The organism is Cellulomonas sp. P2_F12 (assembly GCF_056403775.1).
Map to the genome: position 1 here is coordinate 15,025 of NZ_JBFUEV010000012.1, position 25,458 is coordinate 40,482.

General features: G+C 73.7%; 23 protein-coding genes and 1 riboswitch. Of the genes, 16 read left to right on the forward strand and 7 right to left on the reverse strand.

Annotated features, from left to right (window positions below):
* Positions 1-2 precede the first annotated feature (2 nt).
* From AC1DWH_RS18935 to AC1DWH_RS18955, 5 genes are all read left to right on the forward strand, one after another.
* Positions 3-1,055: an amino acid ABC transporter permease gene (locus AC1DWH_RS18935; protein WP_477094997.1), complete on the forward strand. Its 1,053-nt coding sequence runs from the start codon at positions 3-5 to the stop codon at positions 1,053-1,055.
* Positions 1,055-1,822, forward strand: coding sequence for an amino acid ABC transporter ATP-binding protein (locus AC1DWH_RS18940; RefSeq protein ID WP_456847292.1), 768 nt, complete (start codon positions 1,055-1,057; stop codon positions 1,820-1,822). The genes AC1DWH_RS18935 and AC1DWH_RS18940 overlap by 1 nt, the downstream gene beginning before the upstream one ends.
* A 108-nt stretch (positions 1,823-1,930) precedes the next feature.
* Positions 1,931-2,899 (forward strand): ABC transporter substrate-binding protein, encoded by a 969-nt coding sequence (locus tag AC1DWH_RS18945; RefSeq protein WP_477094998.1) that lies wholly within the window; start codon positions 1,931-1,933, stop codon positions 2,897-2,899.
* Positions 2,900-3,010: 111 nt separating this feature from the next.
* Positions 3,011-4,120: an FAD-dependent oxidoreductase gene (locus AC1DWH_RS18950; RefSeq protein WP_477094999.1), complete on the forward strand. Its 1,110-nt coding sequence runs from the start codon at positions 3,011-3,013 to the stop codon at positions 4,118-4,120.
* Entirely contained in the window at positions 4,117-5,313 is a 1,197-nt protein-coding gene (locus AC1DWH_RS18955) for an LLM class flavin-dependent oxidoreductase (RefSeq protein ID WP_477095000.1), read from the forward strand. The genes AC1DWH_RS18950 and AC1DWH_RS18955 overlap by 4 nt, the downstream gene beginning before the upstream one ends.
* Before the next feature lie 338 nt (positions 5,314-5,651).
* On the opposite strand, the gene AC1DWH_RS18960 is transcribed toward AC1DWH_RS18955, so the two are convergent.
* Together AC1DWH_RS18960 and AC1DWH_RS18965 are read right to left on the reverse strand one after the other, a co-directional pair.
* A complete protein-coding gene (locus AC1DWH_RS18960) occupies positions 5,652-6,197 on the reverse strand; it encodes a flavin reductase family protein (RefSeq protein WP_456847007.1) in 546 nt (181 codons plus the stop codon).
* Positions 6,194-6,721: an NADPH-dependent FMN reductase gene (locus AC1DWH_RS18965; RefSeq protein WP_477095001.1), complete on the reverse strand. Its 528-nt coding sequence runs from the start codon at positions 6,719-6,721 to the stop codon at positions 6,194-6,196. The genes AC1DWH_RS18960 and AC1DWH_RS18965 overlap by 4 nt, the downstream gene beginning before the upstream one ends.
* Positions 6,722-6,737: 16 nt before the next feature.
* A riboswitch (SAM riboswitch) is annotated at positions 6,738-6,846 on the reverse strand.
* A gap of 164 nt (positions 6,847-7,010) precedes the next feature.
* Between AC1DWH_RS18965 and AC1DWH_RS18970 the strand changes: the two genes are divergently transcribed.
* The 5 genes from AC1DWH_RS18970 (at position 7,011) to AC1DWH_RS18990 (ending at position 12,373) form a co-directional block, all read left to right on the forward strand.
* Positions 7,011-7,397 (forward strand): YciI family protein, encoded by a 387-nt coding sequence (locus AC1DWH_RS18970; RefSeq protein ID WP_456847013.1) that lies wholly within the window; start codon positions 7,011-7,013, stop codon positions 7,395-7,397.
* Between the two features lie 28 nt (positions 7,398-7,425).
* Complete coding sequence (locus AC1DWH_RS18975; RefSeq protein WP_477095062.1) at positions 7,426-8,607, forward strand: RNA polymerase sigma factor; 1,182 nt, start codon at positions 7,426-7,428, stop codon at positions 8,605-8,607.
* 13 nt (positions 8,608-8,620) lie between these two features.
* Entirely contained in the window at positions 8,621-9,418 is a 798-nt protein-coding gene (locus AC1DWH_RS18980) for a tyrosine-protein phosphatase (RefSeq protein WP_477095002.1), read from the forward strand.
* A gap of 125 nt (positions 9,419-9,543) precedes the next feature.
* A complete protein-coding gene (locus tag AC1DWH_RS18985; RefSeq protein ID WP_477095003.1) occupies positions 9,544-11,430 on the forward strand; it encodes an AAA family ATPase in 1,887 nt (628 codons plus the stop codon).
* 10 nt (positions 11,431-11,440) lie between these two features.
* The gene (locus tag AC1DWH_RS18990; RefSeq protein ID WP_477095004.1) at positions 11,441-12,373 is read left to right on the forward strand and encodes an Fpg/Nei family DNA glycosylase; all 933 of its coding nucleotides are present in this window, start codon (positions 11,441-11,443) and stop codon (positions 12,371-12,373) included.
* A 3-nt stretch (positions 12,374-12,376) separates the two neighbouring features.
* Here AC1DWH_RS18990 and AC1DWH_RS18995 read toward each other — a convergent pair whose 3' ends face one another.
* Both AC1DWH_RS18995 and AC1DWH_RS19000 read right to left on the reverse strand, forming a co-directional pair.
* Positions 12,377-13,198 (reverse strand): hypothetical protein, encoded by an 822-nt coding sequence (locus tag AC1DWH_RS18995; protein WP_477095005.1) that lies wholly within the window; start codon positions 13,196-13,198, stop codon positions 12,377-12,379.
* Positions 13,195-13,746: a DUF1684 domain-containing protein gene (locus tag AC1DWH_RS19000; protein ID WP_477095063.1), complete on the reverse strand. Its 552-nt coding sequence runs from the start codon at positions 13,744-13,746 to the stop codon at positions 13,195-13,197. The genes AC1DWH_RS18995 and AC1DWH_RS19000 overlap by 4 nt, the downstream gene beginning before the upstream one ends.
* Before the next feature lie 146 nt (positions 13,747-13,892).
* Between AC1DWH_RS19000 and AC1DWH_RS19005 the strand changes: the two genes are divergently transcribed.
* Positions 13,893-14,840 (forward strand): LLM class F420-dependent oxidoreductase, encoded by a 948-nt coding sequence (locus tag AC1DWH_RS19005; protein WP_477095006.1) that lies wholly within the window; start codon positions 13,893-13,895, stop codon positions 14,838-14,840.
* Here AC1DWH_RS19005 and AC1DWH_RS19010 read toward each other — a convergent pair.
* The 3 genes from AC1DWH_RS19010 to AC1DWH_RS19020 all read right to left on the reverse strand — a co-directional run bounded on the left by AC1DWH_RS19010 (position 14,837) and on the right by AC1DWH_RS19020 (position 17,181).
* A complete protein-coding gene (locus tag AC1DWH_RS19010; protein ID WP_477095007.1) occupies positions 14,837-16,087 on the reverse strand; it encodes a glycosyltransferase 87 family protein in 1,251 nt (416 codons plus the stop codon). The two genes, AC1DWH_RS19005 and AC1DWH_RS19010, sit on opposite strands and share 4 nt — an antisense overlap.
* Positions 16,088-16,246: 159 nt before the next feature.
* Positions 16,247-16,888, reverse strand: coding sequence for a LytR C-terminal domain-containing protein (locus AC1DWH_RS19015; RefSeq protein ID WP_456845120.1), 642 nt, complete (start codon positions 16,886-16,888; stop codon positions 16,247-16,249).
* Complete coding sequence (locus AC1DWH_RS19020; protein ID WP_456845119.1) at positions 16,885-17,181, reverse strand: type II toxin-antitoxin system VapB family antitoxin; 297 nt, start codon at positions 17,179-17,181, stop codon at positions 16,885-16,887. Before AC1DWH_RS19020 ends, AC1DWH_RS19015 begins: the two co-directional genes overlap by 4 nt.
* A 340-nt stretch (positions 17,182-17,521) precedes the next feature.
* Between AC1DWH_RS19020 and kdpA the strand changes: the two genes are divergently transcribed.
* The 5 genes from kdpA to AC1DWH_RS19045 are packed head-to-tail and all read left to right on the forward strand — an operon-like array spanning position 17,522 to position 25,347.
* Complete coding sequence (kdpA, locus tag AC1DWH_RS19025; protein WP_477095008.1) at positions 17,522-19,186, forward strand: potassium-transporting ATPase subunit KdpA; 1,665 nt, start codon at positions 17,522-17,524, stop codon at positions 19,184-19,186.
* On the forward strand, positions 19,183-21,279 hold the full coding sequence (gene kdpB, locus AC1DWH_RS19030) for a potassium-transporting ATPase subunit KdpB (RefSeq protein ID WP_477095009.1): 2,097 nt from the start codon (positions 19,183-19,185) through the stop codon (positions 21,277-21,279). The genes kdpA and kdpB overlap by 4 nt, the downstream gene beginning before the upstream one ends.
* Positions 21,279-21,935, forward strand: a complete 657-nt coding sequence (kdpC, locus tag AC1DWH_RS19035) for a potassium-transporting ATPase subunit KdpC (protein ID WP_477095010.1) — start codon at positions 21,279-21,281, stop codon at positions 21,933-21,935. The genes kdpB and kdpC overlap by 1 nt, the downstream gene beginning before the upstream one ends.
* Complete coding sequence (locus AC1DWH_RS19040) at positions 21,932-24,661, forward strand: DUF4118 domain-containing protein (RefSeq protein WP_477095011.1); 2,730 nt, start codon at positions 21,932-21,934, stop codon at positions 24,659-24,661. The genes kdpC and AC1DWH_RS19040 overlap by 4 nt, the downstream gene beginning before the upstream one ends.
* The gene (locus tag AC1DWH_RS19045; RefSeq protein ID WP_456845114.1) at positions 24,658-25,347 is read left to right on the forward strand and encodes a response regulator; all 690 of its coding nucleotides are present in this window, start codon (positions 24,658-24,660) and stop codon (positions 25,345-25,347) included. Before AC1DWH_RS19040 ends, AC1DWH_RS19045 begins: the two co-directional genes overlap by 4 nt.
* Positions 25,348-25,458: the final 111 nt, after the last annotated feature.

Consider the following 25,458-nt stretch of genomic DNA (forward strand, 5'->3'; position numbering starts at 1 on the left):
CCGTGTCCACCGCCTTCCTGCACCAGGACGAGTCCCTCGTCCTGTCCCCGCCGCCCGTCCGCCCGCCGGCCGACGAGCCCCGCGTGTACGCCGCCCGCCACCCCGGCCGTTGGATCGCCACGGCCGTGGTCGCGGTGCTGCTCGCGATGGTCGTGAGCTCGCTGCTGACCAACCCCCGCTGGGAGTGGTCCGTCGTCTGGCAGTACCTCACCTGGCCGTCCGTGCTCGACGGGCTGTGGGGCACCCTGCGGCTGACCGCCGCCTCGGCCGTCGTCGGCTTCGGGCTGGGCGCCGTGCTCGCGCTCATGCGGCTTTCCCGCTCGCCGCTGCTGCGGTCGGTGTCGTGGGCCTACATCTGGGTGTTCAGGTCCGTGCCGCTGATCTTGCAGCTGCTGCTCTGGTACAACCTCGCGTACCTGTACCCGACCCTCACGCTCGGGGTGCCGTTCGGTCCCTCGTTCGTCGGCTTCGACACCCTCGACGTCATCGACAAGTTCGGCGCCGCGGTGCTCGGGCTCGGGCTGTCCCAGGCGGCGTACGCGGCCGAGATCGTCCGCGGCGGAATCCTCGGCGTCGACCAGGGTCAGCACGAGGCGGCCGCCGCGCTCGGGCTCCCGCGGTCGCGTCAGCAGCGCCGGATCATCCTGCCGCAGGCCATGCGGACTATCGTGCCTACGGCCGTGAACGAGATCATCGGCCTGGTCAAGGGCACGTCCGTGGTCTATGTGCTGGCGTACGGCGAGCTGTTCTACATCGTCGGGGTCATCTACGGCCGCAACCAGCGGGTGGTCCCGCTGCTCATCGTCGCGGGCATCTGGTATCTCGTCGTCACCACCGTGATCACCGTCATCCAGTACTACGTGGAGCGGCACTACGCGAAGGGTGCGCTGCGGCAGCTGCCGCCGACGCCCCTGCAGCGGGCGCGTTGGGGCGTGGGGATCGGGTGGTCGCGTGTGAGCGGACGACCGCTGCCGGGCGACCTCCCACCCGGCTACGGGCGATCTCGTGGCGTCCTGGTCCGGACCACCACCGCCGCGCCGGACGGGGCCCTCTGATGGCCGCCGGACTGGTCGAGGTGCGGGGCGTGCACAAGGCCTACGGCACGCTCGAGGTGCTCGACGGCGTGGACCTCACGGTCCAGCCGGGCGAGGTCACCGTCATCCTCGGGCCGTCGGGGTCGGGCAAGTCGACCCTGCTGCGGGCCATCAATCACCTCGAGAAGGTCGACCGCGGATCCATCTCCGTGGACGGCGACCTCATCGGCTACCGGCGCCGGTCCGACGGCGCGCTGCAGGAGCTCAAGGAGAAGGACGTCCTGGCGCAGCGGACCCGTATCGGGTTCGTGTTCCAGAACTTCAACCTGTTCCCGCACCTCACCGCGCTCGAGAACGTCGTGGAGGCGCCCATCTCGGCGCAGAAGCGGCCGCGGGCCGAGGTCGAGGCCGAGGCGCGCGAGCTGCTCGCCCGGGTCGGGCTGTCCGACAAGGCCGACGCCTACCCCCGGCAGCTGTCCGGCGGGCAGCAGCAGCGCGTGGCGATCGCCCGGGCGCTCGCGGTCAAGCCGGCGGTCGTGCTCTTCGACGAGCCCACCTCCGCGCTCGACCCCGAGCTGGTCGGCGAGGTGCTCGACGTCATCCGGGACCTCGCGGCGACGGGCACGACGCTCATCGTCGTCACGCACGAGATCGGGTTCGCCCGCGAGGTGGCCACGAGCGTCGTCTTCATCGACGGCGGCCAGATCCTCGAGCAGGGCACGCCCGCGCAGGTGCTCGACAACCCGCAGCACCCCCGCACCCGCGCCTTCCTCGACAAGGTGCTCTGACCCCCCAGTTCTTCGTCGCCCGCACCCCGCGGACGGCGTGACGAGCGCGCCCCGTCGCGCTCCCGACCGAGAGAGAGACCTCCCGTGACTACGACCTTCCGACGTGCTGTGAGCGCACTGGCCTTCGTGCCCCTGCTGGCGCTCGCCGCGTGCGCCGGATCGGCCTCCGCCGAGACCGACGGTGCGGCGACCCCCGAGGCCACCGCCGCCGGTCTGACCATCAGCACGAGTCCCGACCAGGACCGGATCCACACGACGAAGTCCGAGGACGCCATCGCGCTGCTGCCGGCGGACGTCAAGGAGTCAGGTGTCCTCAAGGTCGCCACGACGGCCGGTGCCGCGCCACCGCTGGGCTTCCTCGCCGACGACGAGAAGACGCCGATCGGCAACGAGACCGACATCGCCAGCCTCGTCGCCGACGCCCTCGGGCTCAAGCTCGAGCTCGAGCAGAAGGCGTGGGCCGACTGGCCGCTCGCCCTGCAGTCGGGCGACGTCAACGCCGTGATCTCGAACGTGACGGTGACCGAGGAGCGCAAGGAGCTCTACGACTTCTCGTCGTACCGCAACGACCAGCTCGGCTGGCTGACCAGCGCCTCCAGCAAGGTCAAGGAGATCACGGAGCCCAAGGACATCGCGGGCCTCACGGTCGGCGTCGGCTCCGGCACCAACCAGGAGAAGATCCTGCTGGCCTGGAACCAGGAGAACATCGACAAGGGCCTGGAGCCGATCAAGGGCGGCGAGCCGGAGTACTACGAGAACTACTCGGACGTGCTGCTGGCCGTGCAGTCCGGCAGGGTCGACGCCTACGTCGGCCCGAACGCGAGCCTCGCCTACAGCGCGGCGACCGCGCCCGACCAGTTCAAGGTCGTCGGCACCCTCAACGGCGGCTGGCCACTGACGGCGCAGATCGCCGTGGCCACGCTCAAGGGCTCCGAGCTCGCTCCGGCCGTGACGGCCGCGCTCCAGCACGCGTTCGACGACGGCACCTACGCCCAGGTGCTCGCGCGCTGGGGCCTGTCCGCCGAGGCCATCGAGAAGCCCGAGACCAACCCGCCGGGTCTGCCCAAGACGAGCTGACCCCTCAGACCGGATGCTGTGCTTCTCGCACGGGCGTCCGCGGTGGCCGGTCGGGGTCGGGGGACGCCCGGCCGGCCACCAGTTTTTCGTCCCCCATCTCTGGAGGTACCTGTGCAGGTCGTCGACCACCTCGTCGTCGGAGGCGGCGTGATGGGCTCCGCCGCCGCGTGGCAGCTCGCGCGGCGCGGCCGTGACGTCGTGCTCCTCGAGCGGTTCGAGCCAGGGCACGTGCGCGGCGCCTCCCACGGTGCCTCGCGGATCTACCGGCAGACCTACGACCGGCCCGAGTACCTCGACCTCGCGGCAGAGGCGCTCGAGCTGTGGCAGTCGTTCGACGGGGTGCTCACCCTCACCGGCGGCGTGAGCCACGGCGAGCCGGCGCCCGGCGTGGTCGACGCCTTCGTCGCCCGCGGCGTCCCGCACGAGATTCTCCCGCCCGAGGCCGCGCACGAGCGCTGGCCGGGGCTGCGGTTCGAGGGGCCCGTGCTGCACGAGACCCGGACCGCCGGCCGCATCCACGCCGACCGCGCGGTCGCCGCGTTCCAGTCCGCCGCCGCCGCGCTCAGTGCCGACGTGCGGCACGGCGTTCAGGCCCTGTCCGTGACCGCCGGTGCCGACGGCGTGCTCGTCGAGACCTCCGTCGGTCCGTTCCGCGCTCGCAGCGTCGTCCTGGCCGTCGGCGCGTGGACCTCGACGTTGCTCGGGGCCGGGGCGCCGCCGCTGGTCGTCACGCAGGAGCAGCCCGCGCACTTCTCGCTGCGCACCGGGACGCCCGACGACTGGCCGAGCTTCACGCACCGCCCGCTCGGGGACCACCCGTGGCCCAGCGGCACCTACGGCCTGGGCACGCCCGGGGAGGGGATCAAGGTCGGGTTCCACGCCGTCGGCCCCGTGACCGACCCCGACCGGCGCACGTTCACCGCCGAGCCCGCGCAGCTCGCTCTGTTGCAGGAGTACGCGGCGCAGTGGCTGCCCGGCGTCGACGCCTCTGTCCCCGCGCCGATCTCGTGCACCTACACGACGACCCCCGACCACGACTTCGTCCTCGACCGCCGCGGGCCGCTGGTGGTCGCCGCGGGCTTCTCCGGCCACGGCTTCAAGTTCGCCCCCGCGATCGGGCGGGTCCTGGCCGACCTCGCCGGGGAGTCCGCCGACGACCCCGTCTCTGCGTCGCACCCCGCCTTCCACCTGTCCCGACCCGCCCTGCAGGAGATCCGATGACCCGCCGTGCCGTGCCCCTGTCCGTGCTCGACCTCGCGCCCGTCCCGGAGGGGAGCAGCGGCGCCGATGCCCTGCGGACGGCCGTCGAGCGCGCGCAGCTGGTCGAGCGGCTCGGGTACCGCCGGGTGTGGTACGCCGAGCACCACCTGGCGCCGGGCGTCGCGTCGTCCACGCCCGGCGTGCTCGCCGCCCTGACCGCGAGCGCCACCTCGACCATCCGCGTCGGGTCCGCCGCCGTGCTGCTCGGTTCCACCAGCCCCGTCGTTGCCGCCGAGCAGTTCGGGACCGTCGCCGCCCTGCACCCCGGGCGCGTGGACCTCGGGCTCGGCCGGGCGTCGTTCCCGCCGCCGAGCAAGTCCGCTGCGCCCGACGCGTCCGCCCCGACCGCCGGGCGGGTCCCGTCGACGGCGACCGAGGCCCGCGTGGTCGACGGCCTGCTCGTGCCCGCGGCGCCGCCCTTCACCTTCGCCGACCCCGACCTGCGCTCGCGGTTCCTCGCCCACCTCGACTTCCTCAGCGCGTCCCGGACGCCGGCGCCGTTCCGGGACGAGCTGTCCAGGGTCCTCGCGCTGCAGGCCGGGACCGCCCGGGCCGGCGAGCGCGGTGTCACCAGCCCCGCCGTGGAGGGCTCGGACATCGCCCTGTGGGTGCTCGCGTCGAGCGCGGGGGAGAGCGCGCGCGTGGCCGGCGAGCTGGGCCTGCCGCTGGCCGCGAACTACCACGTGAGCCCGGCGACCGTCCTGGAGACGGTCGCGGCGTACCGGGACGCCTTCGTCCCCGGGGTGCTGGACGAGCCGTACGTCGTCGTGTCGGCCGACGTGCTCGTCGCGGAGACGTCGTCCCGGGCGGCCGAGCTGGCCGACCCGTTCGCGGAGTGGGTGCTCTCGATCCGCAGCGGCGCGAGCGCGATCCAGTACCCACGGCCGGGCACGACGACGCCGTGGGAGCTGCGCGACGACGCCGAGCGTGCGCTGCTGCGGGACCGGGTCGACACGCGGCTCGTCGGCGACCCGGAGTCGGTGGCCCGCGGTCTGGACGCCCTGGTGCGCGCGACCGGCGCCGACGAGCTGCTGATCACCACGATCACGCACGACCCGGCGGACACGGCCCGCTCGTACGAGCTGCTCGCCCGCGCGTGGGGCCTCGCCGACGACGAGCTGGTCGGCGCAGGCACGGCCGCGACGACCCGCTAGCCCGCGCGGTCGCGCCCTCGCGCTGGCCCCACCGCCGCCGCGCCCTCCCGCCGCGCCCTCTCGCCGGCCCCGCCGCCGCCGCGCCCTCCGGCCGGCCCCACAACGTCCGCACTCGATGGGCCTCCGACCCCCACGAGTGCGGACGTTGTGCATGCAGGCAGCGGGACGTCCGCGCTCAGTCGGGTTCCGACCCGCACAAGCGCGGACGTTGTGGATTCACACGGCGGACGTCCGCGCTTACACGGGTTCTGACCCGCACAAGCGCGGACGTTGCGGGGGGTGCACGCGGCGGAAGGCCCCCGGCGTCGAGATGCCGGGGGCCTTCTGCGACGGACGGGTCAGACGGCCGTGTGGTCGCCGATCCGGTGGTAGGTGCGGTCGTGGTAGACGAGCGGGAGGGCGTCGTCGTCGACGGAGTGCGCGAGGGCGCGGACCGACACCAGGTACGAGCCGCCGACCGGCACCCGCTGCACGACCCGGCCGCGCAGCCAGGACACGGCCTCGTCGATCACCGGCTCGCCGGTCTCCAGCGGCGTCCAGCCGCCGGCCGCGAACCGGTCGATGCCGCTCGTCGCGAACCGGGCGGACACGTCGTCCTGCGCCGAGGACAGGAAGCTGATCGCGAGCGTGCGCGCCCGGGACAGGGCGGGCCACGACGACGAGGTCGACGCCAGCGAGAACGCGAGCAGCGGCGGGTCGGCGGACACGGAGATGACGGAGGTCGCCGTGAACCCGACGGGCCGGCCCTCGTCGTCGAGGAGTGTCACCACCGCGACCCCGGCGGGGTGCCGGCGGAACACCTCCTTGTAGGCCTGCGGGCTCAGCTGCGGCTCGTCCTGCTCCACGAGGTCGGCGTCCAGCGAGCGCAGGATCTCGGCGGTCATGCGGAGAGCGCCGCGACGTCGAGGGCGGCGTGCAGGGGAGCGAAGGCGCGCTCGAGCCACCGGTCGATCACCGGGCCGAGGTCCACCAGGTCCGCTTCCGTGACGGCCAGCGCGCGGCTGGGGACGGTGGCGCCGAGCTCGACGAGCAGGGGCCGCAGGTGCACCTCGCCGGCGAGCAGGTGGGCCGGGCCGCCGGACACGACGAGAGGGACCGCGACCACGCCGGCGAGACCGTCGGGGCCGTAGAGGTCGAGGAACGACTTGAGCAGGCCCGTGTAGGTGGCCTTGTAGACGGGCGTCGCGACGACGAGCAGCCGCGCGCCCGCCACGGTCGCGAGCGCGGGGTCGAGGAGCGAGCGGTCGGCGGTGAACAGCTGGTGGCCGATCGTCGCCAGGTCGACGGTCGCGATGTCGGCCCCGTCGGCGAGCCGGTCGGCGACCTGCACGGCCGCGGACAAGGTGCGGGACCCGGGCTTCGGGTTGCCGACGAGGGCGACGACGTCGGGCACGGACTGCTGGACCACGGTGGAGCTCCTTCTCGCTGCACGCTTGCCGCACCGGTCGGTGCGGCCAGGTCATCTCCCGGAGCACCCCGTCGTGGAGGGGTTGCTGACCAGCGAGCCGGGGCTTCGCGCTGGCACTCGTGACCTGGGCGGAGTTGTAGCAAGGGGGTGTCGTCCGGCAAGGGCTTCGCTGGAGAATCCCGAATGACGGACACACACGCCGGTGTCGAGAACGCGCGAGCGGCACCGACCACGGGGTGAGAGGGTCCGCTGGGGGACCGCGAGACACCGGGAGCGCACCGTGAAGTACATGCTGCTGATGAACTACCACATCGAGGGGGTGCCCCCGATCGACACCTGGGCGCCCGAGGACGTGCGCCGGCACATCCAGTTCCAGCACGACCTCGGCGCGGAGCTGGTGGCCAGCGGCGAGTTCGTCGACGGCCAGGGTCTCGCGTGGCCGGACACGGCGAAGCTGGTGCGCAGCGACGGGGTGTCCGCCCCGGTCGTCGTCGACGGGCCGTTCGCCGAGTCGAAGGAGTTCCTGGCCGGCTACTGGACGGTCGACGTCGAGGACGAGGCGCGGGCGATCGCCATCGCCGCGAAGGCGTCGGCGGCACCCGGGCCGGACGGCGTGCCGGTCCAGCAGGTGTTCGAGGTCCGTGCGCTGATGGAGGCACCCTCCCCTGTCGACTGACCGGGCAGACCCGCCCGTCGAGGACCTGCTGCGCACCCTCGCGCCGCAGGTCCTGGGCGTGCTGGTGCGGCGGTCGGGGGACCTCGCCGACGCCGAGGACGCCCTGCAGGAGGCGCTCCTGGCTGCGGCGACGCAGTGGCCGTCGACGGGCGTGCCCGGCAACCCGCACGCGTGGCTGGTCGTCGTCGGCCAGAACAAGCTGGTGGACCGGTACCGCAGCGAGGACGCGCGACGCCGGCGCGAAGAGCTCGTCGCGACGATGGACCCGGGAGCCGAGGCGCTCCAGTCCGACGACTCCCTGCTGCTGCTCTTCGGCTGCTGCCACCCGGCGCTGAGCCCGGCGTCGGCGATCTCGCTGACCCTGCGGTCGGTCGGTGGCCTGACCACCGCGGAGATCGCCCGGGCGTTCCTGGTGCCGGAGCCGACGATGGCGCAGCGGCTCAGCCGGGCACGCCGGACCCTGCGCGACCTGGACGGCCCGTTCCGGATGCCGTCGGCGGCGGACTACGGCGAGCGGCTCCGCGCCGTGCTGCGGGTGCTGTACCTGATCTTCAACGAGGGCTACGCCAGCACCTCGGGCGCGTCGGTGGCCCGGGCGGACCTGGCGGCCGAGGCGCTCCGGCTCACCCGCGCGCTGTCACTGAGCCTCCCCGACGATCCCGAGGTCGCCGGCCTGCTCGCGCTGATCCTGCTCACCGATGCCCGGCGTCCCGCGCGCACGGGACCGCGCGGCGAGCTGATCCCGCTGGACGAGCAGGACCGTGAGCGCTGGGACTCCGCGATGATCGCGGAGGGCGTCGCCTTGGTCGAGCACGCGCTCGTGCGCGGAGCGGTCGGCGAGTACCAGCTGCAGGCGGCGATCGCGGCCCTGCACGACGAGGCGCCGACGGCCGACGAGACGGACTGGCCCCAGCTGCTCGCCCTGTACGGGCTGCTCGAGCGGATGACCGGCAACCCGATGGTCACGCTGAACCGCGGGGTCGCTCTCGCGATGGTGCACGGCCCCGACGCCGGGCTCGCCCTGCTGGCCACGCTGGACCAGCCGCTCGCCGGCCATCACCGGCTCGCCGCCGTCCGGGGTCACCTGCTCGAGCGGGCAGGCCGGCCCGAGGAGGCGGCCGAGCAGCTGCTGCTGGCGTCCCGGCAGACCACGAGCCTGGCGGAGCGCGACTACCTGCGGCTCCAGGTGGCACGCCTGCGGCACGGTTGACACGCTGAGCACCGTGCCGGCCGATCCCGATCCCCACATCCTGTTCTCGCCCGCCGTGACCAACCTGCGCGATCTCGGTGGTCGGCGCACGGCCGACGGGGGCGTCGTCGCGTCCGGGGTCGTGTACCGCTCAGCGGAGATGACGGGCGACGCGGTCGCCACCGACGAGGTCCTCGCCGGTCTGGGCATCCGGACCGTGGTCGACCTGCGCACCGAGGGCGAGCGGACGGCACGGCCGGACCACGTGCCGGCCGGGGCGACGCTGCTCGACCTCGACGTGCTCGCGGATCTCCCCGGCGGTGCCGCGGCGCAGGTGGCGGCCCTCGGGACGAGCCGGACCACGCCCGACCCCGACCCCGACCCCGTCGAGTCGATGCTCGTGGTCTACCGCCGGTTCGTCGTCGGCGAGGGTGCCCGGGCGGCGTACGCCGCGCTGGTGCGGGCCGTCATCGACCCCGCGCGCCGACCGCTCCTGTTCCACTGCACGGCCGGCAAGGACCGGACCGGCTGGGCGGCGACGATCCTGCTGCTCGCCGCGGGCGTCGACGAGCAGGGCGTGACGGAGGAGTTTCTCGCGGTCAACCCGGCGGTGCGCGAGACGTTCGCCCCGCTGCTCCAGCAGTTCGCCGACACCGGCGGTGACCCCGAGACCCTGCGCCCGCTGCTGGAGGTCCGGCCCGAGTACCTCCGGGAGGCCCTGGACCTCGTGCGCGAGCAGTTCGGCACGTTCGACGGTTACCTCCGGGACGGGCTCGGGCTCGCTCCCCAGGAGGTCGAGGAGCTCCGCAGGACGCTACGCACGGACGGGTGACCCGTTGGACCGTTCGGGTGGTCCGATATGTCCGATCTTGCCGACTCACCCGGTCGGACCCACGATGGGCTGATCGCACCTCCCGCGACGCAGCGTCGTCTGATCCCAGGCGCCGAGGGAAAGGCATGCCTGTGGCCGACGAGATCGTCTCCCCCATCCGACGAGGCGCGCACGACATCGCCCGCGAGCGGGACCGGGTCCGGCGCAAGCGCGTCTACCGCGTCGCGTTCGTGCTCCTCGCCGTCGAGACCTACGTCATCGCCAGCTCGCTGCTGGGCCGCGACCTTATGCCGCCGATGCCGCGGGTCGACCCGCTGGTGCTGGTCCCGGTGCTGTTCTTCGTCTCGCTGCTGGCGCTGCTGCTGGTCACGCAGGTGGGCACCTCCCGGTCGCCGCACGTGGTCTACCGGCCCGAGCAGGTGGACGTGCACCTCGACGACGTCATCGGCATCGACCCGGTCAAGGAGGACGTGCGCCGGTCGATCGACCTGTTCCAGACGCACAAGCAGTTCGCCGAGCAGATGGGCGGCACCCCCCGGCGCGGCCTGCTGTTCGAGGGGCTGCCCGGCACCGGCAAGACGATGACGGCCAAGGCGATGGCGGCCGAGGCGGGCGTGCCGTTCCTCTTCGTGTCCGCGACGTCGTTCCAGTCGATGTACTACGGCGCCACCGCGAAGAAGATCCGCGCGTACTTCAAGGCGCTGCGCAAGGCGGCCCGCACGGAGGGCGGCGCGATCGGCTTCATCGAGGAGATCGACGCCATCGCGACGGCCCGCGGAGGCATGTCGTCGATGACCGCGAGCCCGTTCGACGCGTTCCGGACGCCGGGCGTCATCAAGAACGCGGTCGTCAGCGAGGGCACCGGCGGCGTGGTCAACGAGCTGCTGGTGCAGATGCAGTCGTTCGACGAGCCGACGACGACCGACAAGTTCGTCAACTTCTTCCTCGCCCGGATCAACCTGCTGCTGCCGGCGAACCGCCAGCTGCAGCAGCGCAAGCCGGTCAAGGCCCCGATCCTGCTGATCGCCGCCACCAACCGCGCCGACTCGCTGGACCCCGCGCTGCTGCGCCCGGGTCGCTTCGACCGCCGCCTGACGTTCGCGACCCCCGACGCGATCGGCCGGCGGGCGCTGGTGGACCACTTCCTGGCCCGCCGCTCGACGCAGGACGAGCTGGACGACCCGGTGCTGCGGGACCGGATCGCGGCCGCGACCAACGGCTGGACGCCGGTGATGATCGAGCACCTGCTGGACGAGGCGCTGGTCAACGCGCTGCGTCGCGGGTCGCTGGCCATGTCGTTCGCCGACATCGAGCACGCCCGGATCACGGAGATGGTCGGCATCGGCCAGCCGGTCCGCTACACGGAGGCCGAGCAGCGGCTCATCGCCACGCACGAGGCCGGCCACGCGGTGACGGCCTGGCTCGCGGCGCCGAACCGCACGCTCGAGGTCCTCACGATCGTGCGTCGCGGCGACGCCCTCGGCCTGCTCGCGCACGACGACTGCGAGGAGGTCTGGACCCACTCGCACTACGACCTGCGGGCGCTCGTGCAGATCGCGATGGGCGGCTGGGTGGCCGAGGAGCTCTTCTTCGGGCAGACCAGCACCGGCCCTGCCAGCGACCTCGCGTCGGCCACCCGCACCGCCGCGCAGATGGTCGGCGCGGCGGGCATGACCGGCTCGCTCATCTCGTTCGCGGCGACGCCGCACGACCTGGTGTCGGCCGTGCTCAGCGACGCCCAGGCGCGGGCCCAGCTGGAGGCCGTCCTGGACGACGCCCGCAGCACTGTCCGCCGGCTGCTGTCGCGGCACCGCCACCTCGTCGAGGCGCTGCGCGACGCCCTGCTCGAGCGGTACGAGCTCCTGGGCACCGAGATCACGGACGTCCTCGAGGCCGCGACGCTCGCGCAGCAGCAGATGCTGGAGCGCGAGGAGTACGAGAAGTCCGCGGCGGTGGCCGCCGGTGCGGCGGCCCAGGCGGTCGCGGCGGCGGAGCGGTTGCGGGTGGCCTAGCCTTCGGGGCGTGCCCGAGGGTCATACCGTCCACCGCATCGCCCGTCAGCTCACGCTGGACCTGGTCGGTCGCCGCCTCGCGGTGAGCTCGCCGCAGGGCCGGTTCGGCGCCGGCGCCGCCCGGCTCGACGGTCAGGTCATGGTGTCGGCCGACGCCGTCGGCAAGCAGCTGTTCTGCACCTTCGAGGGCGGCGACGTGCTGCGCGTGCACCTCGGGCTGTACGGCGCGTGGGACTTCTACGGCGCGCTGACCCCCGTCACCGAGGGTGCCTTCGCGGTCGGCAGCATGGGCGCGCCGCGGCTGCGGCGGTCGGTGCGGATGGGGGAGGACGAGCGCGAGAGCCCCGCCGACGAGGGCGGGCTGGTGGCCGCGTTCCCGCCCGAGCCGGTGGGCCAGGTGCGCGTGCGGCTGGCGTCGGCCGAGACGGTCGCCGACCTGCGTGGGCCGTCGGCGTGCGAGGTGCTCGACCCGGTCGGTGCGGCCGCGGCGATCGACCGGCTGGGCCCCGACCCGGCGTCGACCGACGACCTCGACCGCGCCGGGGACGTCATGGTCGCGCGGTTGACCGCGCGGAACGTCGCCGTCGGCCAGCTGCTCATGGACCAGTCGGTGGTCGCCGGCATCGGCAACATCTACCGGGCGGAGCTGCTGTTCCGCGCCCGCCTCGACCCGCACACGCCGGGCCGCCGGGTGCCGCGCGAGGTGGCCAGGGCGATCTGGGAGGACTGGGCCGTGCTACTGGCCGACGGGATCCGCACGGGCGTGATGATCACGCGCGAGGACCTGTCTCCCGCCGCCCGGGAGCGCGCCCTGGCGGACCCCGCGGAGCGTCACTGGGTCTACCACCGCACCGGCGAGCCGTGCCTGGTCACCGGGAACCCGGTGGTGGTCGAGGAGATGGCCGCCCGCAAGCTCTACTGGTGCCCGACGTGCCAGGTCTGAGCGTCAGGAGTCCAGGCCGAGGAGCGACCGCCACGCGCGGTGGTGCTCGACCGTGACGCCCTCGTAGCCGGGCAGTCCCCCGAACGCCGCCTCGACCCGCGCCGTCTCCTGCTCGAGGACCGCGGGCCCCTCGTCGACGAACGTGTACTGCGCGCCGCCGGCCACCTCGGCCGTGTCGGTCTCGACGCCGACGGTGAACGGCCGGCCCGCCGCCGACGCCGCGACGGCCGCGGGCGCGGCGAGCGCGATGATCCCGTCGGACCCGCGGGCGTGGTCGCTGAACGCGACGACCCCGACGCGGTCGGCCCGGGCGAGCACCGCGTCGAGCAGCGAGCCCTCGCCCCAGGGCTCGTGCGCGAGCCACCACGGGGCGTCGACGCCCAGCGCGACGCCGTCGGGCAGCGCCGCGACCACGGCGTCGAGCAGCGCGAACCACTGGGTGCAGAGGCTGTCGCGCCGGGTGGCCCAGCCCGGTGTCGCCCACGGCTCGACGTCGAGCTGCACGCTGTCGCTGGGGCCGGACCGCAACGCCGCGAGCGCCCACGTCACCGCGAGCGACGGCTGACCGAGCCAGCCGGGGTCGCCGCCGAGCGGGCCGACGGCCACGCCCGCGGCCTGCAGGGCGGAGGTCGCCGCGCGGAACCAGTCGCCCACCGGGCCCTCGTCGGCAGCCCAGGGAGCGGCCAGGAACACCCGGCGCAGCCCCCGCTCCCCGCAGAACGCGACCAGCGCGGCGGGCTCGGCGGGGGCGTAGCCGCGGCCGCGGGCGTCGACGGAGGACGGGACGGGGTTGTCCCACGCCCACATCGACGTCAGGGCGCTCACGCGAACACGCGCTCGCCGACGGGGATCTCGACGGAGAGGGTGTTGGCGCGGGTGGCCAGGGGGCACACCCACGCCGGGTCGTAGGCGCACGACGGGTTGTAGGCGAAGTTGAGGTCGACCACCAGGCGGTCGCCGACCATGCCGAGGTCCGCGCCCTTGATGGTGTCCAGCAGGTAGCGGCCGCCGCCGTACGTGTCGGCCGCCGCGTCCTTGACGGGCACGAACAGCCCGCCCGCGTAGCCGCGCAGGACCCAGACCGCGAGGCTGCCGAGGTCGCCCACCTGCACGGTCCCGATGCGCTCGAACGGCACGACGCCGTCCGTGCCGGTGCTGACGTCGAGCCGCTGGTGCGTGGCCGGGAGCACCTCGCACTCGAACCGGTACGCCGGGTCGTAGTGGGGGATGTCGAGCCCCTCGAACGAGGCCTTGGCGACGACGTCGAGCGGCGAGGCCGGGTGGTCCGCGAGCAGCTCGTCGCGCCGCTGCACCCAGACCGCGTGCGCCGTGGCGGGGTCGGACTTCGCCAGCCGGCGGACGTCGGCGTACATCTGGGCCACGCGGCGGCGCCAGTCCGCGACGGCGAACGGCTCCTCGGCGGGATGTCGGCCGGGCACGATCACGGGGAATCCAGGGGTCACCGGTCCACCGTCGCACGCCGTGCAGTCCGGCGGCACCCTGTGTGAGGGTTGTCCGCATGGACCTGCGCATCTTCACCGAGCCCCAGCAGGGGGCTTCCTACGACGACCTGCTCGCGGTGGCCAAAGCCGCCGAGGACCTCGGCTTCGACGCCTTCTTCCGGTCCGACCACTACCTCAGCATGGGCGACGGCGACGGTCTGCCCGGCCCGACGGACGCCTGGACCACGCTCGCGGGGCTGGCGCGGGAGACCAGCCGGATCCGGCTGGGCACGTTGGTCTCGTCGGCCACCTTCCGGCACCCGGGCGTGCTCGCGATCCAGGTGGCGCAGGTCGACCAGATGTCCGGCGGCCGGGTCGAGCTCGGGCTGGGCGCCGGCTGGTTCGCGCGGGAGCATGCCGCCTACGGGATCCCGTTCCCGGAGAAGCGGTTCGACCTGCTGACCGAGCAGCTCGAGCTGATCACGGGCCTGTGGGGGACGCCGGTCGGCTCGCACTACGGGTTCGAGGGCTCGCACTACACGCTGACCAATTCGCCGGCGCTGCCGAAGCCCGTGCAGTTCTCGCCCCTGGACCCGACCAGGCCGGGGGTCCCGGTGATCGTCGGCGGCAGCGGCCCGAGGCGGACGCCGGCGCTCGCCGCCAAGTACGCGGCCGAGTTCAACATGTCGTTCCCCGCCCCCGCCGACGTCGAGGGCCGGGTGGCCACGGTCCGGGCGGCGTGCGACGAGGCCGGCCGGGACCCGTCGACCCTCACGTTCTCCGTGGCACAGGTGCTGTGCGCCGGCCGCGACGACGCCGAGGTGGACCGGCGGGCGGCGGCGATCGGTCGTGACGTGTCCGAGGTGCGGGCCGTCGGCTTCGCGGGGACGCCGAGCGCCGTGGTCGACCGGATCGGCTCCTACCGCGAGCTCGGCATCACGCGCGTGTACCTGCAGGTGCTCGACCTGCACGACCTGGACCACCTGGAGCTCGTGGCGTCCGAGGTCGCCTCGCAGCTGGGCTAGACAGCGGGGGTCGCGCTGGTCACGCGCTCTTCGCGCGACACCGTCTCCGGGAGATCCTCCGGCGGCACGGGCCTGACCAGCGCGACCACCGTGTGCACCAGCAGGACGACGAGGGCGACGTTCCGGGCGGCCAGCGTGAACGTGACGCCCGGGCCGCCGTAGATCACCTCGCTGTACAGCCAGGGGAACACCACCTGCGTGGCGCCGGCGATGCCCGCCACCAGCCACGCGGTGAAGCGCCAGCCCGGCAGCCGCAGCGCGAGCGCGACGGCGACGGGCGGCGCCAGCCACCCCATGTACTGCGGCGAGCCCACCTTGTTGAAGACGAGCATGGCGAGCGTGAGCAGCATCGCGCCGCGGACCAGCAGCTCGGTGCGCGCGATGCCGCCGGACCACATCCGCGAGCCCAGGTGCTCCCGGCGCCACCAGAGCAGGAGCGCCGACGCGCCGATCGCCAGGAAGAACAGGGCACCCAGCACGTCGGCGACGCCTTGCGTCCCGGGCCCGTGGATCTCCCAGCTGACGATCGCCTGGTTGAGCACCCGCGTGATCGACGGCACCCACAGGCCCGCGACCAGCCACGGCGTCGCGCCGGGCGCCTCGATCTGGAGCCCGCGCTGGTCCTGCTCGGTGAGGAACGACGCCACGTGCGTGAAGCCCCCCAGCGCGGCGACGGTCCCGACGACCACGGTGCTGACTATCGCCGCCGGCACGACGACGCTGCGCCAGGGCCGCTTCACGGCGAAGAACAGGGCGATCAGGAGGGCGCCGGGCGCCACCTTGATCCAGGCGGCGGCCGTGAGCAGGGCTGACGTGATGCGGGGGTGCCGCAGCGCGATCGCGAGGGCGACGACGACCACGGGGGCGACGACGGCGTCGAGCCGACCCATCGCGACCGGCCCCAGCAGCACCAGGAAGGCGAGCCACCACCAGGCGCCGTAGGTGGTCGGCGCGTCGTCGGGCCGGTCGGGCCGACGCACCCGGAGCAGGACCGCGAGCGCGATCCCGTCGAGGAGGGTGATCATCAGCGACCACGCGGGCGCGTACCCGGACACGCCGCCGGTCCCGCCGACCGCCGCGACGAGCATGGGCACGATCGCCCCGGCGGGGTAGACCCACGAGCCCGAGAGCACGGGCCACTGGTCCCGGTAGATGCCGAGCCACATCCAGTACCGGTAGAGGTCCAGGTCCCAGAACGCCTGTTGCGGGATCAGCACCAGCCCGACGAGGGCGAGCCAGCCGTGCACGAGCGCGAAGGCGACCCAGACGGCCGTCGTGGAGTGCAGCAGTCGGCGGAGCAGCTGGACCTCCGGGGAGCGGGGCCCGTGACGAGGCCGACGAACAGGCAGGGCCTCAGGCTAGCCCGCGAGCCTGTCGGCGCACGCGTCCGGTCCCTGTGAGATCGGTCAGCCGGCGGCGGGGGTGTCAGTCGGGGCGGGCGCGGCCGGTGCGGTCGGCGCGACGACCTGGTCGAACGGCGTGCAACCGGGCGGGGCGACCAGGGGCGCGGCGGGGTCGAGGACGACGGCCTCGACGGGCTTGAGCTCCGGGAACTGGCCGCCGAGGACCAGATCGACGCTCGGGTCGGCGCGGGGGTCGAGGAACAGCACGGCGCCGTCCATCTGGGCCGCGAGCGTGTACGCCTGGGCCACGCCGGCGGTGCCGAAGACGATGCGCGCGATGCCGTCGTACGTGACGGAGAAGTTCTCGGTGGCGCCGATGACGAACCCGCGGTCCTTGAGCGCCGCCGCGGTCGCGCCCGCGAGCCCGACCCGGTTGGTCGCGTTGTAGACCTTGACGGTGACCTGGGCGTACGGCACGGGCAGCTGGCCGGCCGGGGGGCACGGGTACGGGTCCTGCGAGGCCGTCGGGCTGGGCTCGCTGGCGAACTCGCGCGCGAAGACCGGGAGGTTCAGGCTGCCGGTGAACACGGCCGCGGCGCCGAGCCCGGCCAGCGCCAGCACGGCGAGGAGCACGCCGAAGATCACGGCCTGCCGCTCGTGCATGTGCCGTCGACGGAGCTGACGACCGCGGTCGGCGTCGGTCACTTGATCACCAGCACCCGGGCGTGCAGCAGTGCGCGCTGGTGCAGGGCGGCCCGGACGGCCCGGTGCAGGCCGTCCTCGAGGTACATGACGCCGCGGTACTGCACCACGTGCGCGAACAGGTCGCCGTAGAACGTGGAGTCCTCGGCCAGCAGGGCATCGAGGTCGAGAGTGCGCTTCGTGGTGACCAGCTCGTCGAGCCGGACCTGGCGCGGCGGGACCTCGGCCCACTGCTTGGTCGTCTCCAAGCCGTGGTCCGGGTAGGGCCTGCCCTCGCCCACCGCCTTGAAGATCACGGACGGAGTCTAGGTGACCGGCAGTCCGCCCGTGCTCATCCTGCGGGTGGACTCATCGCGTCAGGAGTGGGCCTGCGGGCGTCAGGGTTCCGTCAAGACCGGCGATGGGGCTCCGCGGGCGGCGTAGACCAGCGGATGTCCTTCCTTCTCGTCGGAAAGAAAGTCACCGCCATGGCCGATCTGGCCTTCCTCGCGCTCACCGTCGGCTTCTTCGCCGCCGTCGCGCTCCTCGCCCGTCGGACGGACCGCTCATGAGCGGGTTCGACGTCGCCGGCCTCGTCGTCGCCGGCGCCCTGCTGGTGTACCTGGTGGTCCAGCTGCTGCGATCGGACAAGGTCCGATGAGCGACACGTGGATCGCGATCGCCCAGATCGGGATCGTGGTCCTGGTCCTGGCCGCCGCGCACAGGCCTCTCGGTGACTACCTGTACCGGACCATGTCCTCGACCCGGCACCTCGCGGTGGAGCGCGCCGGGTACCGGCTCATGCGCGTGGACCCCGACGCGGACCAGCGCTGGAGCACCTACCTGCTCTCGCTGCTCGGCTTCTCGCTCGCCTCGGTGCTCGTCCTGTTCGGGCTGGCGCGGCTGCAGGACCGGCTGCCCCTCGACATCGGCATGGCTCCGATGGACCCCGCGGGGGCGTGGAACGCGGCCGTCTCGTTCGTCACCAACACCAACTGGCAGTGGTTCTCCGGTGAGGCGGCCGCGGGCCACCTGCTGCAGATGGCCGGGTTCGCCGTGCAGAACTTCCTGTCCGCGGCCGTCGGCATCGCCGTCGTCGCGGCCCTGGCCCGGGGCTTCTCGCGGGCCGGCACCGACGGGCGGGTCGGCAACTTCTGGGCCGACCTCGTGCGCGCCACGGTGCGGGTCCTGCTCCCGCTCGCGTTCGTCGCGGCGCTGGCGCTGGTGGCGGCCGGCGTGATCCAGAACCTGGACGCCCACACGTCGATCAGCACGCTCGCCGGCGGCACGCAGTCGGTGCTCGGCGGCCCGGTGGCCTCGCAGGAGGCGATCAAGGAGCTGGGCACCAACGGCGGCGGCTTCTTCAACGCCAACTCGGCCCACCCGTTCGAGAACCCCACTCCGTGGACCAACGCCCTCGAGGTGGTGCTCCTGCTCCTCATCCCGTTCAGCATGCCGCGCATGTTCGGCCGGATGGTGGGGGACCGCCGGCAGGGTTGGGCGATCCTCGCGGCCATGTCGACCCTCTGGATCGCGGCCGTGGGCCTGCTGACCTGGGCCGAGATGGCCGGTCCGGGCCTGGTCCCGGCAGCCGCGGGCGGTGCCATGGAGGGCAAGGAGCTCCGGTTCGGTGAGGCGGCCTCGGCGCTCTTCGCCGCGTCGACGACCATGACCTCGACCGGGGCGGTCAACTCCCTGCACGACTCGCTGACCGCCCAAGGCGGTGGCGTCGCGCTCGTCGGGATGCTGCTCGGCGAGGTGTCGCCCGGCGGCGTCGGCAGCGGCCTGTACGGGATGGTCGTGCTGATCATCGTCTCGGTGTTCCTGGCCGGCCTGATGGTCGGGCGCACGCCCGAGTACCTGGGCAAGAAGATCGGCCAGCGGGAGATCACGCTCGTCGCCCTCTACGTGCTGGCCATGCCCGCCGTGGTCCTGATCGGGTCGGCGATCGCCATCTCCACCCCGGCCGGCCTGGCGGGTCAGCTGCAGGGCGGCCCGCACGGGCTGTCCGAGATCGTCTACGCGTTCGCGTCCGCCGGGAACAACAACGGCTCCGCGTTCGGCGGGCTGACCAGCGGCACGCCGTTCTACAACACGCTGCTCGGGCTGGCGATGCTGATCGGCCGGTTCGTGCCGATCGCGCTGGTCCTGGCCCTGGCGGGGCGGCTCGCGCGGCAGCGCAAGACGCCCGAGGGCGCCGGCACCCTGCCGACGCACACACCCCTGTTCGTCGGCCTGCTGGTGACCGTGACCCTCGTCGTGGTCGGCCTCACCTTCGTCCCCGTCCTGTCCCTCGGTCCCGTCGTGGAGTCCCTGTCATGAGCACCACCCTTCTCGAGAAGTCGACGGCCACGCCTCACAAGGTGCCCGCCGCCGCCTCGACGCTGTCCGGACGGCAGCTCCTCGCCGCGTTGCCCGGCGCCCTGCGCGGGCTGGACCCGCGCCGGATGTGGGACTCGCCGGTGATGTTCGTCGTCGAGGTGGGCGCCGCGTTCTCGACCGTCCTCGCGATCGCCGAGCCCAGCGCGTTCGCGTGGTCGATCGCCGTGTGGTTGTGGCTGACCGCGCTGTTCGCGACGCTCGCCGAGTCGGTGGCCGAGGGCCGCGGCAAGGCGCAGGCGGCGAGCCTGCGGGCCACGCAGCGCGAGACCACCGCCCGCAAGGTGGTCTCCGGCGACGGCACCGTGCAGGTCGCGTCGTCCTCCCTCACGGTCGGTGACGTCGTGATCGTCGTGGCCGGCGAGACCATCCCCGGCGACGGCGATGTCATCGAGGGCGTCGCGAGCGTCGACGAGTCCGCGATCACGGGCGAGTCCGCCCCGGTCATCCGCGAGTCCGGCGGCGACCGGTCGGCCGTCACCGGCGGCACCGTCGTGCTGTCGGACCGGATCGTCGTGCGCATCACCGCGCCGGCGGGCCACACCTTCGTCGACCGGATGATCGCGCTGGTGGAGGGCTCGGAGCGGCAGAAGACGCCGAACGAGGTCGCTCTCAACGTCCTGCTCACGACGCTGACGATCATCTTCCTGCTGGCCGTGGTGACCCTGCAGCCGTTCGCCGTCTACTCGGACGCCCCGCAGACGCTCATCGTGCTCGTCGCGCTGCTCGTCTGTCTCATCCCGACGACCATCGGCGCCCTCCTGTCGGCCATCGGCATCGCCGGCATGGACCGGCTGGTCAGGCGCAACGTGCTCGCGATGTCCGGCCGTGCGGTCGAGGCCGCCGGCGACGTCGACGTGCTGCTGCTGGACAAGACCGGGACCATCACGCTGGGCAACCGGCAGGCGGCGGACCTGCTGCCCGCCGCGGGCATCGACGCCGCGCTGCTCGCCGACGCCGCGCAGCTCTCCTCGATGGCCGACGAGACCCCGGAGGGACGCTCGGTCCTCGTACTGGTCAAGGAGCGGTTCGGGCTGCGCGAGCGACCCGAGGGCGACCTCGTCGGCGCCGAGCTGGTCCCGTTCGCCGCCCGGACCCGCATGAGCGGCGTCGACCTGCCCGTCGCCGTCGACCGGCCGTCGCGGCAGGTGCGCAAGGGCGCCGCGGCCGCCGTCACGCACTGGGTGCGGACGACCGGGGGGCACGCGGGTCCCGACGTCGCCGCGACCGTCGACGCGATCTCCGCCTCGGGCGGCACGCCGCTGGTGGTCGCCGAGCAGCTGGGTGACCAGCCCGCCCGCGTCCTCGGGGTGATCCACCTCAAGGACGTCGTCAAGGAGGGCATGCGCGAGCGGTTCGACGCCCTGCGCGCCATGGGCATCCGGACCGTGATGGTCACCGGCGACAACCCGCTCACGGCCAAGGCCATCGGCGCCGAGGCGGGGGTGGACGACGTCCTGGCCGAGGCAACCCCGGAGGACAAGCTCGCCCTCATCCGGCGCGAGCAGGAGGGCGGGCGGCTGGTCGCGATGTGCGGCGACGGCACCAACGACGCCCCCGCGCTCGCGCAGGCGGACGTCGGGGTCGCCATGAACACGGGTACGACCGCCGCGAAGGAGGCCGGCAACATGGTCGACCTCGACTCCAACCCGACCAAGCTGCTCGAGATCGTGGAGATCGGCAAGCAGCTGCTGATCACGCGCGGGGCCCTGACCACGTTCTCCGTGGCCAACGACGTCGCCAAGTACTTCGCGATCCTGCCGGCCATGTTCGTCGTCGCGTTCCCGCAGCTCGGCGTGCTCAACGTCATGCACCTGAGCAGCCCGCAGTCGGCCATCCTGTCGGCCGTCATCTTCAACGCGCTGATCATCGTCGCGCTGCTGCCCCTGGCCCTGCGCGGCGTCCGGTACACCCCGTCGTCGGCGTCGGCCCTGCTGCGCCGCAACCTGCTGGTCTACGGCCTCGGCGGCGTCATCGCCCCGTTCGTCGGGATCAAGCTCATCGACCTGCTCGTCACTGCCCTAGGGATGTCCTGATGACCACCGCCGCACGCCCGCCGTACTCCGCGGGCTCCTCCACGGGCTCCGACACGCTCGCGTTCGCGCGGCAGACCTGGGCCGGGCTCCGGGTGCTCGTCGTGCTCACCGTCCTGCTCGGGTTCGCCTACCCGTTGGCCGTCACCGGGGTCTCGCAGCTGCTGATGCGCTGGCAGGCCGACGGGTCGTTGGTCTCGGCCACGGGCGAGCGGGTCACCGCGCGGGACGACGCCGTCGGCTCGCTGCTGATCGGGCAGGCGTTCGACGGGCCGCAGTGGTTCCACCCGCGGCCCTCGGCGGCCGGCGACGGGTACGACACCCTCGCCTCGGCCGGGTCCAACCTCGGCCCCCTCAACCCGGACCTGCTGGCCACTGTCGAGGAGCGCCGCGCGGCCGTCGCGTCGCTCGAGGGCGTCGACCCCGCCGACGTGCCGGTGGACGCCATCACCGCGTCGGCCTCGGGCCTCGACCCCGACATCTCGCCGGCCTACGCGCGCCTGCAGGTGGCCCGCGTGGCGCGCGAGAACGGGCTGTCCGCGGACGCCGTCCAGCGACTGGTCGACGAGACCATCGTCGGCCGTGACCTGGGGTTCCTCGGCGAGCCGCGGGTCGACGTGCTGCGGCTCAACCTCGGGCTGCAGACAATGGGCTCGTGACCAGCGACGAGGGACGTCCCAAGCGCGGTCGCCTCACCGTCTACCTCGGGGCGGCGCCAGGCGTCGGGAAGACGTACGCGATGCTCGACGAGGCGCACCGTCGCCTCGCCCGCGGCACGGACGTGGTGGTCGGGCTGGTCGAGGACCACGGCCGCGCCGCCACGGCCGCCCAGCTGGTGGGGCTCGAGGTGCTGCCGCGGCGGGCGCTGGTGCACCGCGACGTCACGTTCACCGAGCTCGACGTCGATGCCGTGCTGGCCCGGGCGCCGCAGGTCGTGATGATCGACGAGCTCGCGCACACCAACGTGCCCGGCAGCGTGCATGCCAAGCGGTGGCAGGACGTGCGCGACGTGCTGGACGCGGGCATCGACGTGGTCACGACCGTCAACGTGCAGCACCTGGAGTCGCTGAACGACGACGTCGAGGCCATCACGGGCATCCGGCAGCGCGAGACGGTGCCGGACCACGTGGTGCGCGACGCCGAGCAGATCCAGCTGGTCGACCTGGCGCCGGAGGCCCTGCGGCGGCGGCTCGCGCACGGCAACGTGTACCGGGCCGAGCAGATCGACGCGTCCCTCTCGCAGTACTTCCGCGTCGGCAACCTCACCGCCCTGCGCGAGCTCGCCCTGCTCTGGCTGGCGGACCGCGTGGACGACGCACTGGCCACCTACCGCCGGGACCACCGCATCGAGGCGCCCTGGCCGGCCCGCGAGCGGGTGGTCGTCGCGGTCACCGGCGGACCCGAGGCGGACACCCTGCTGCGACGCGGCGCCCGGATCGCCCAGCGGGCCGCGGGGTCCGAGCTGCTCGCCGTGCACGTGCTCGCCACGGACGGGTTGCCGAGCGCGCCGCCGGGGGCGATCGCTGAGCAGCGACGGTTGGTGGAGTCGCTGGGTGGCACGTTCCACACGGTCGTCGGCGAGGACGTGGGCAGCGCGGTGGTCGACTTCGCCCGCGGCGTGAACGCCACGATGATCGTCGTCGGGGTGTCCCGGCGGAGCCGCTGGCGCGAGGCGCTGGCCGAGGGCAACGGCACCGAGATCGCGCGGCTGGCGGGGACCATCGACGTCCACCTGGTCACGCACGAGAAGGCGCGCGGGGGCCGACGACGACCGCGCCGCTCCGCCCTGTCGCGGACGCGCAGGATCGCCGGGTGGGCCACCGCGCTGCTCGGCCCCGTGCTCCTCACCGTGCTGCTCAGCGCCCTGCGGGACGTGGTCAGCCTGCCGACCGAGCTGATGCTGTTCCTCGCGCTGACCGTGCTCGTCGCGCTCGTCGGCGGCCTCTGGCCCGCGATCGTCAGTGCGGTGGTCGGCTTCCTCCTGCTCAACTGGTTCTTCACCGTGCCGACCGGTCACCTGACCATCGATCAGCCGGAGAACGCGCTGGCCCTGGGCGTGTTCGTGCTGGTCGCCGCGGGGGTCGCGTCCGTCGTCGACCTCGCCGCCCGCCGCACCGCGGAGGCCTTCCGCGCGCGGGCCGAGGCGTCCGCGCTCGCGGCCGTCTCCCGGTCGGTGCTCACCGGCGAGGACACGGCGGCGGCCCTCGTCGCCCGCCTGCGCGAGACGTTCACGCTGTCGGCCGTCGCGCTCCTGTCGGCCCACGGCGCGGGCTGGGACGTGCTCGCGGCCGACGGCACGGACCCGGCGCTGCGGCCCGAGGACGCCGACGCCGTGCTGACCGTCGACGACCGCCGCGTGCTCGCCCTCACCGGCCGCGTGCTGCCGGCCAGCGACCGCCGCGTGCTCGAGGCGTTCGCGTCGCAGGTCGGCATCGTGCTGGAGCACGAGCGGCTGCAGGCCCAGGCCGAGCAGGCGCGGGTGCTCGAGCAGGCCGACGCCACCCGGACCGCCCTGCTCGCCGCCGTCTCCCACGACCTGCGCACCCCGCTGGCCACCATCCGCGCCTCGGTCGACGGGCTCTCCCTCCAGCTCGACCCGGCCGACCGTGCCGCCCTCGTCCTCACGCTGGCCGAGTCCACCGCCCGGCTCGAGCGGCTCATCGACAACCTGCTCGACCTGTCCCGGCTGCAGACGGGCAGCGTCCGCCCTGCGCTCCGCGAGACCAGCCTCGACGAGATCGTGCCACTCGCCGTCGAGGGCTTCGCGCCCGGCGCCGTGGTGCTCGACGTGCCCGAGGAGCTGCCGTACGTCCTCACCGACCCGGGTCTGCTCGAACGGGTCGTCGCGAACCTGGTGTCCAACGCGGTCCGGTACGCCTCGGCCGGTGGGCCGGTCCGGGTGAGTGCGGCGGTCGTCGGGCGTGGGATGGTGCTGCGCGTGGCGGACGCGGGACCGGGGGTGCCGGACGAGCTCAAGGGTCGGCTGTTCGCGCCGTTCCAGCGCCTCGGCGACACCTCCGGAACCGGTCTCGGCCTGGGTCTGGCGGTCGCGGACGGCTTGGCGACGGCGGTCGGCGCGGAGCTCACGGCCGAGGACACGCCCGGAGGTGGGCTGACGATGCTGGTCACCGTTCCGTTGGCTGACAGTTCGGGGACGACCGCGCCGTCCTCGGCTCCGGCCCTCGACGGCGGCGCGGCGGCCGACGCAGCCCCCGCTCCGGCGGCCGACGCGCCCCCTGCTCGGGACGCCGACGCGGCCCACGCTCCGGTCGCCGCCGCGGCCCCCGCCCCGACCGCCGACGCCGCCCCTGGTCCGGTCGCCGATGCGGACCACGCTCCGGCCGTCGACGCTCCGACCACGTCCGATCCCGGGCTCGTGCCATGACCGGCAACCGCGTCCTGGTCGTCGACGACGAACCGGGCCTCGCCCACGCCCTCGCGATCACCCTGCGCGCCTCGGGCTGGGACGTCGCCACGGCTGCCGACGGCGCGTCCGCCATCACGGCCGCCGCCTCCCGGACCCCCGACGTCGTCCTGCTCGACCTCGGTCTGCCGGACATGAGCGGCTTGGACGTCATCACCGCGATCCGGGGCTGGAGCCGGGTCCCGATCGTCGTACTGTCCGCCCGGCAGCACGGCGAGGACAAGGTCGACGCCCTGGACGCGGGGGCCGACGACTACGTGACCAAGCCGTTCGCCATGAACGAGCTGCTCGCGCGGCTGCGGGCCGCCGTCCGGCGCTCGTCGGTGGCCGGCGACCCCTCCGAGGAGGCCGTCGTCGTCGCCGGCTCTCTCACCATCGACCTGGCGCGCTCCCGCGTGCTGCGCGACGGCGCCGAGGTGCGGCTGACCCCCACCGAGTGGTCGATGCTCGAGGTCCTGGTCCGCAACCGGGGCCGGCTCGTGAGTCGTCGCCAGCTGCTGCAGGACGTCTGGGGCCCCGGCTACTCCGACGAGACCCACTACCTGCGCGTCTACTCCGCCCAGCTCCGCCGCAAGCTCGAGGCCGACCCGGCCCACCCGCGGCACATCCTCACGCAACCGGGCATGGGCTACGTCTTCGAGGTCTGAGCCCGCCCGGCCCGCCGACCGCTCGCCGCGCGGCCCCGACTGGCCCGCGAGGCCCCGTGCCCCGGGTCGGGATCCTGAGAACGTCACTTCGTCACGAGGACGGCAGTTCAA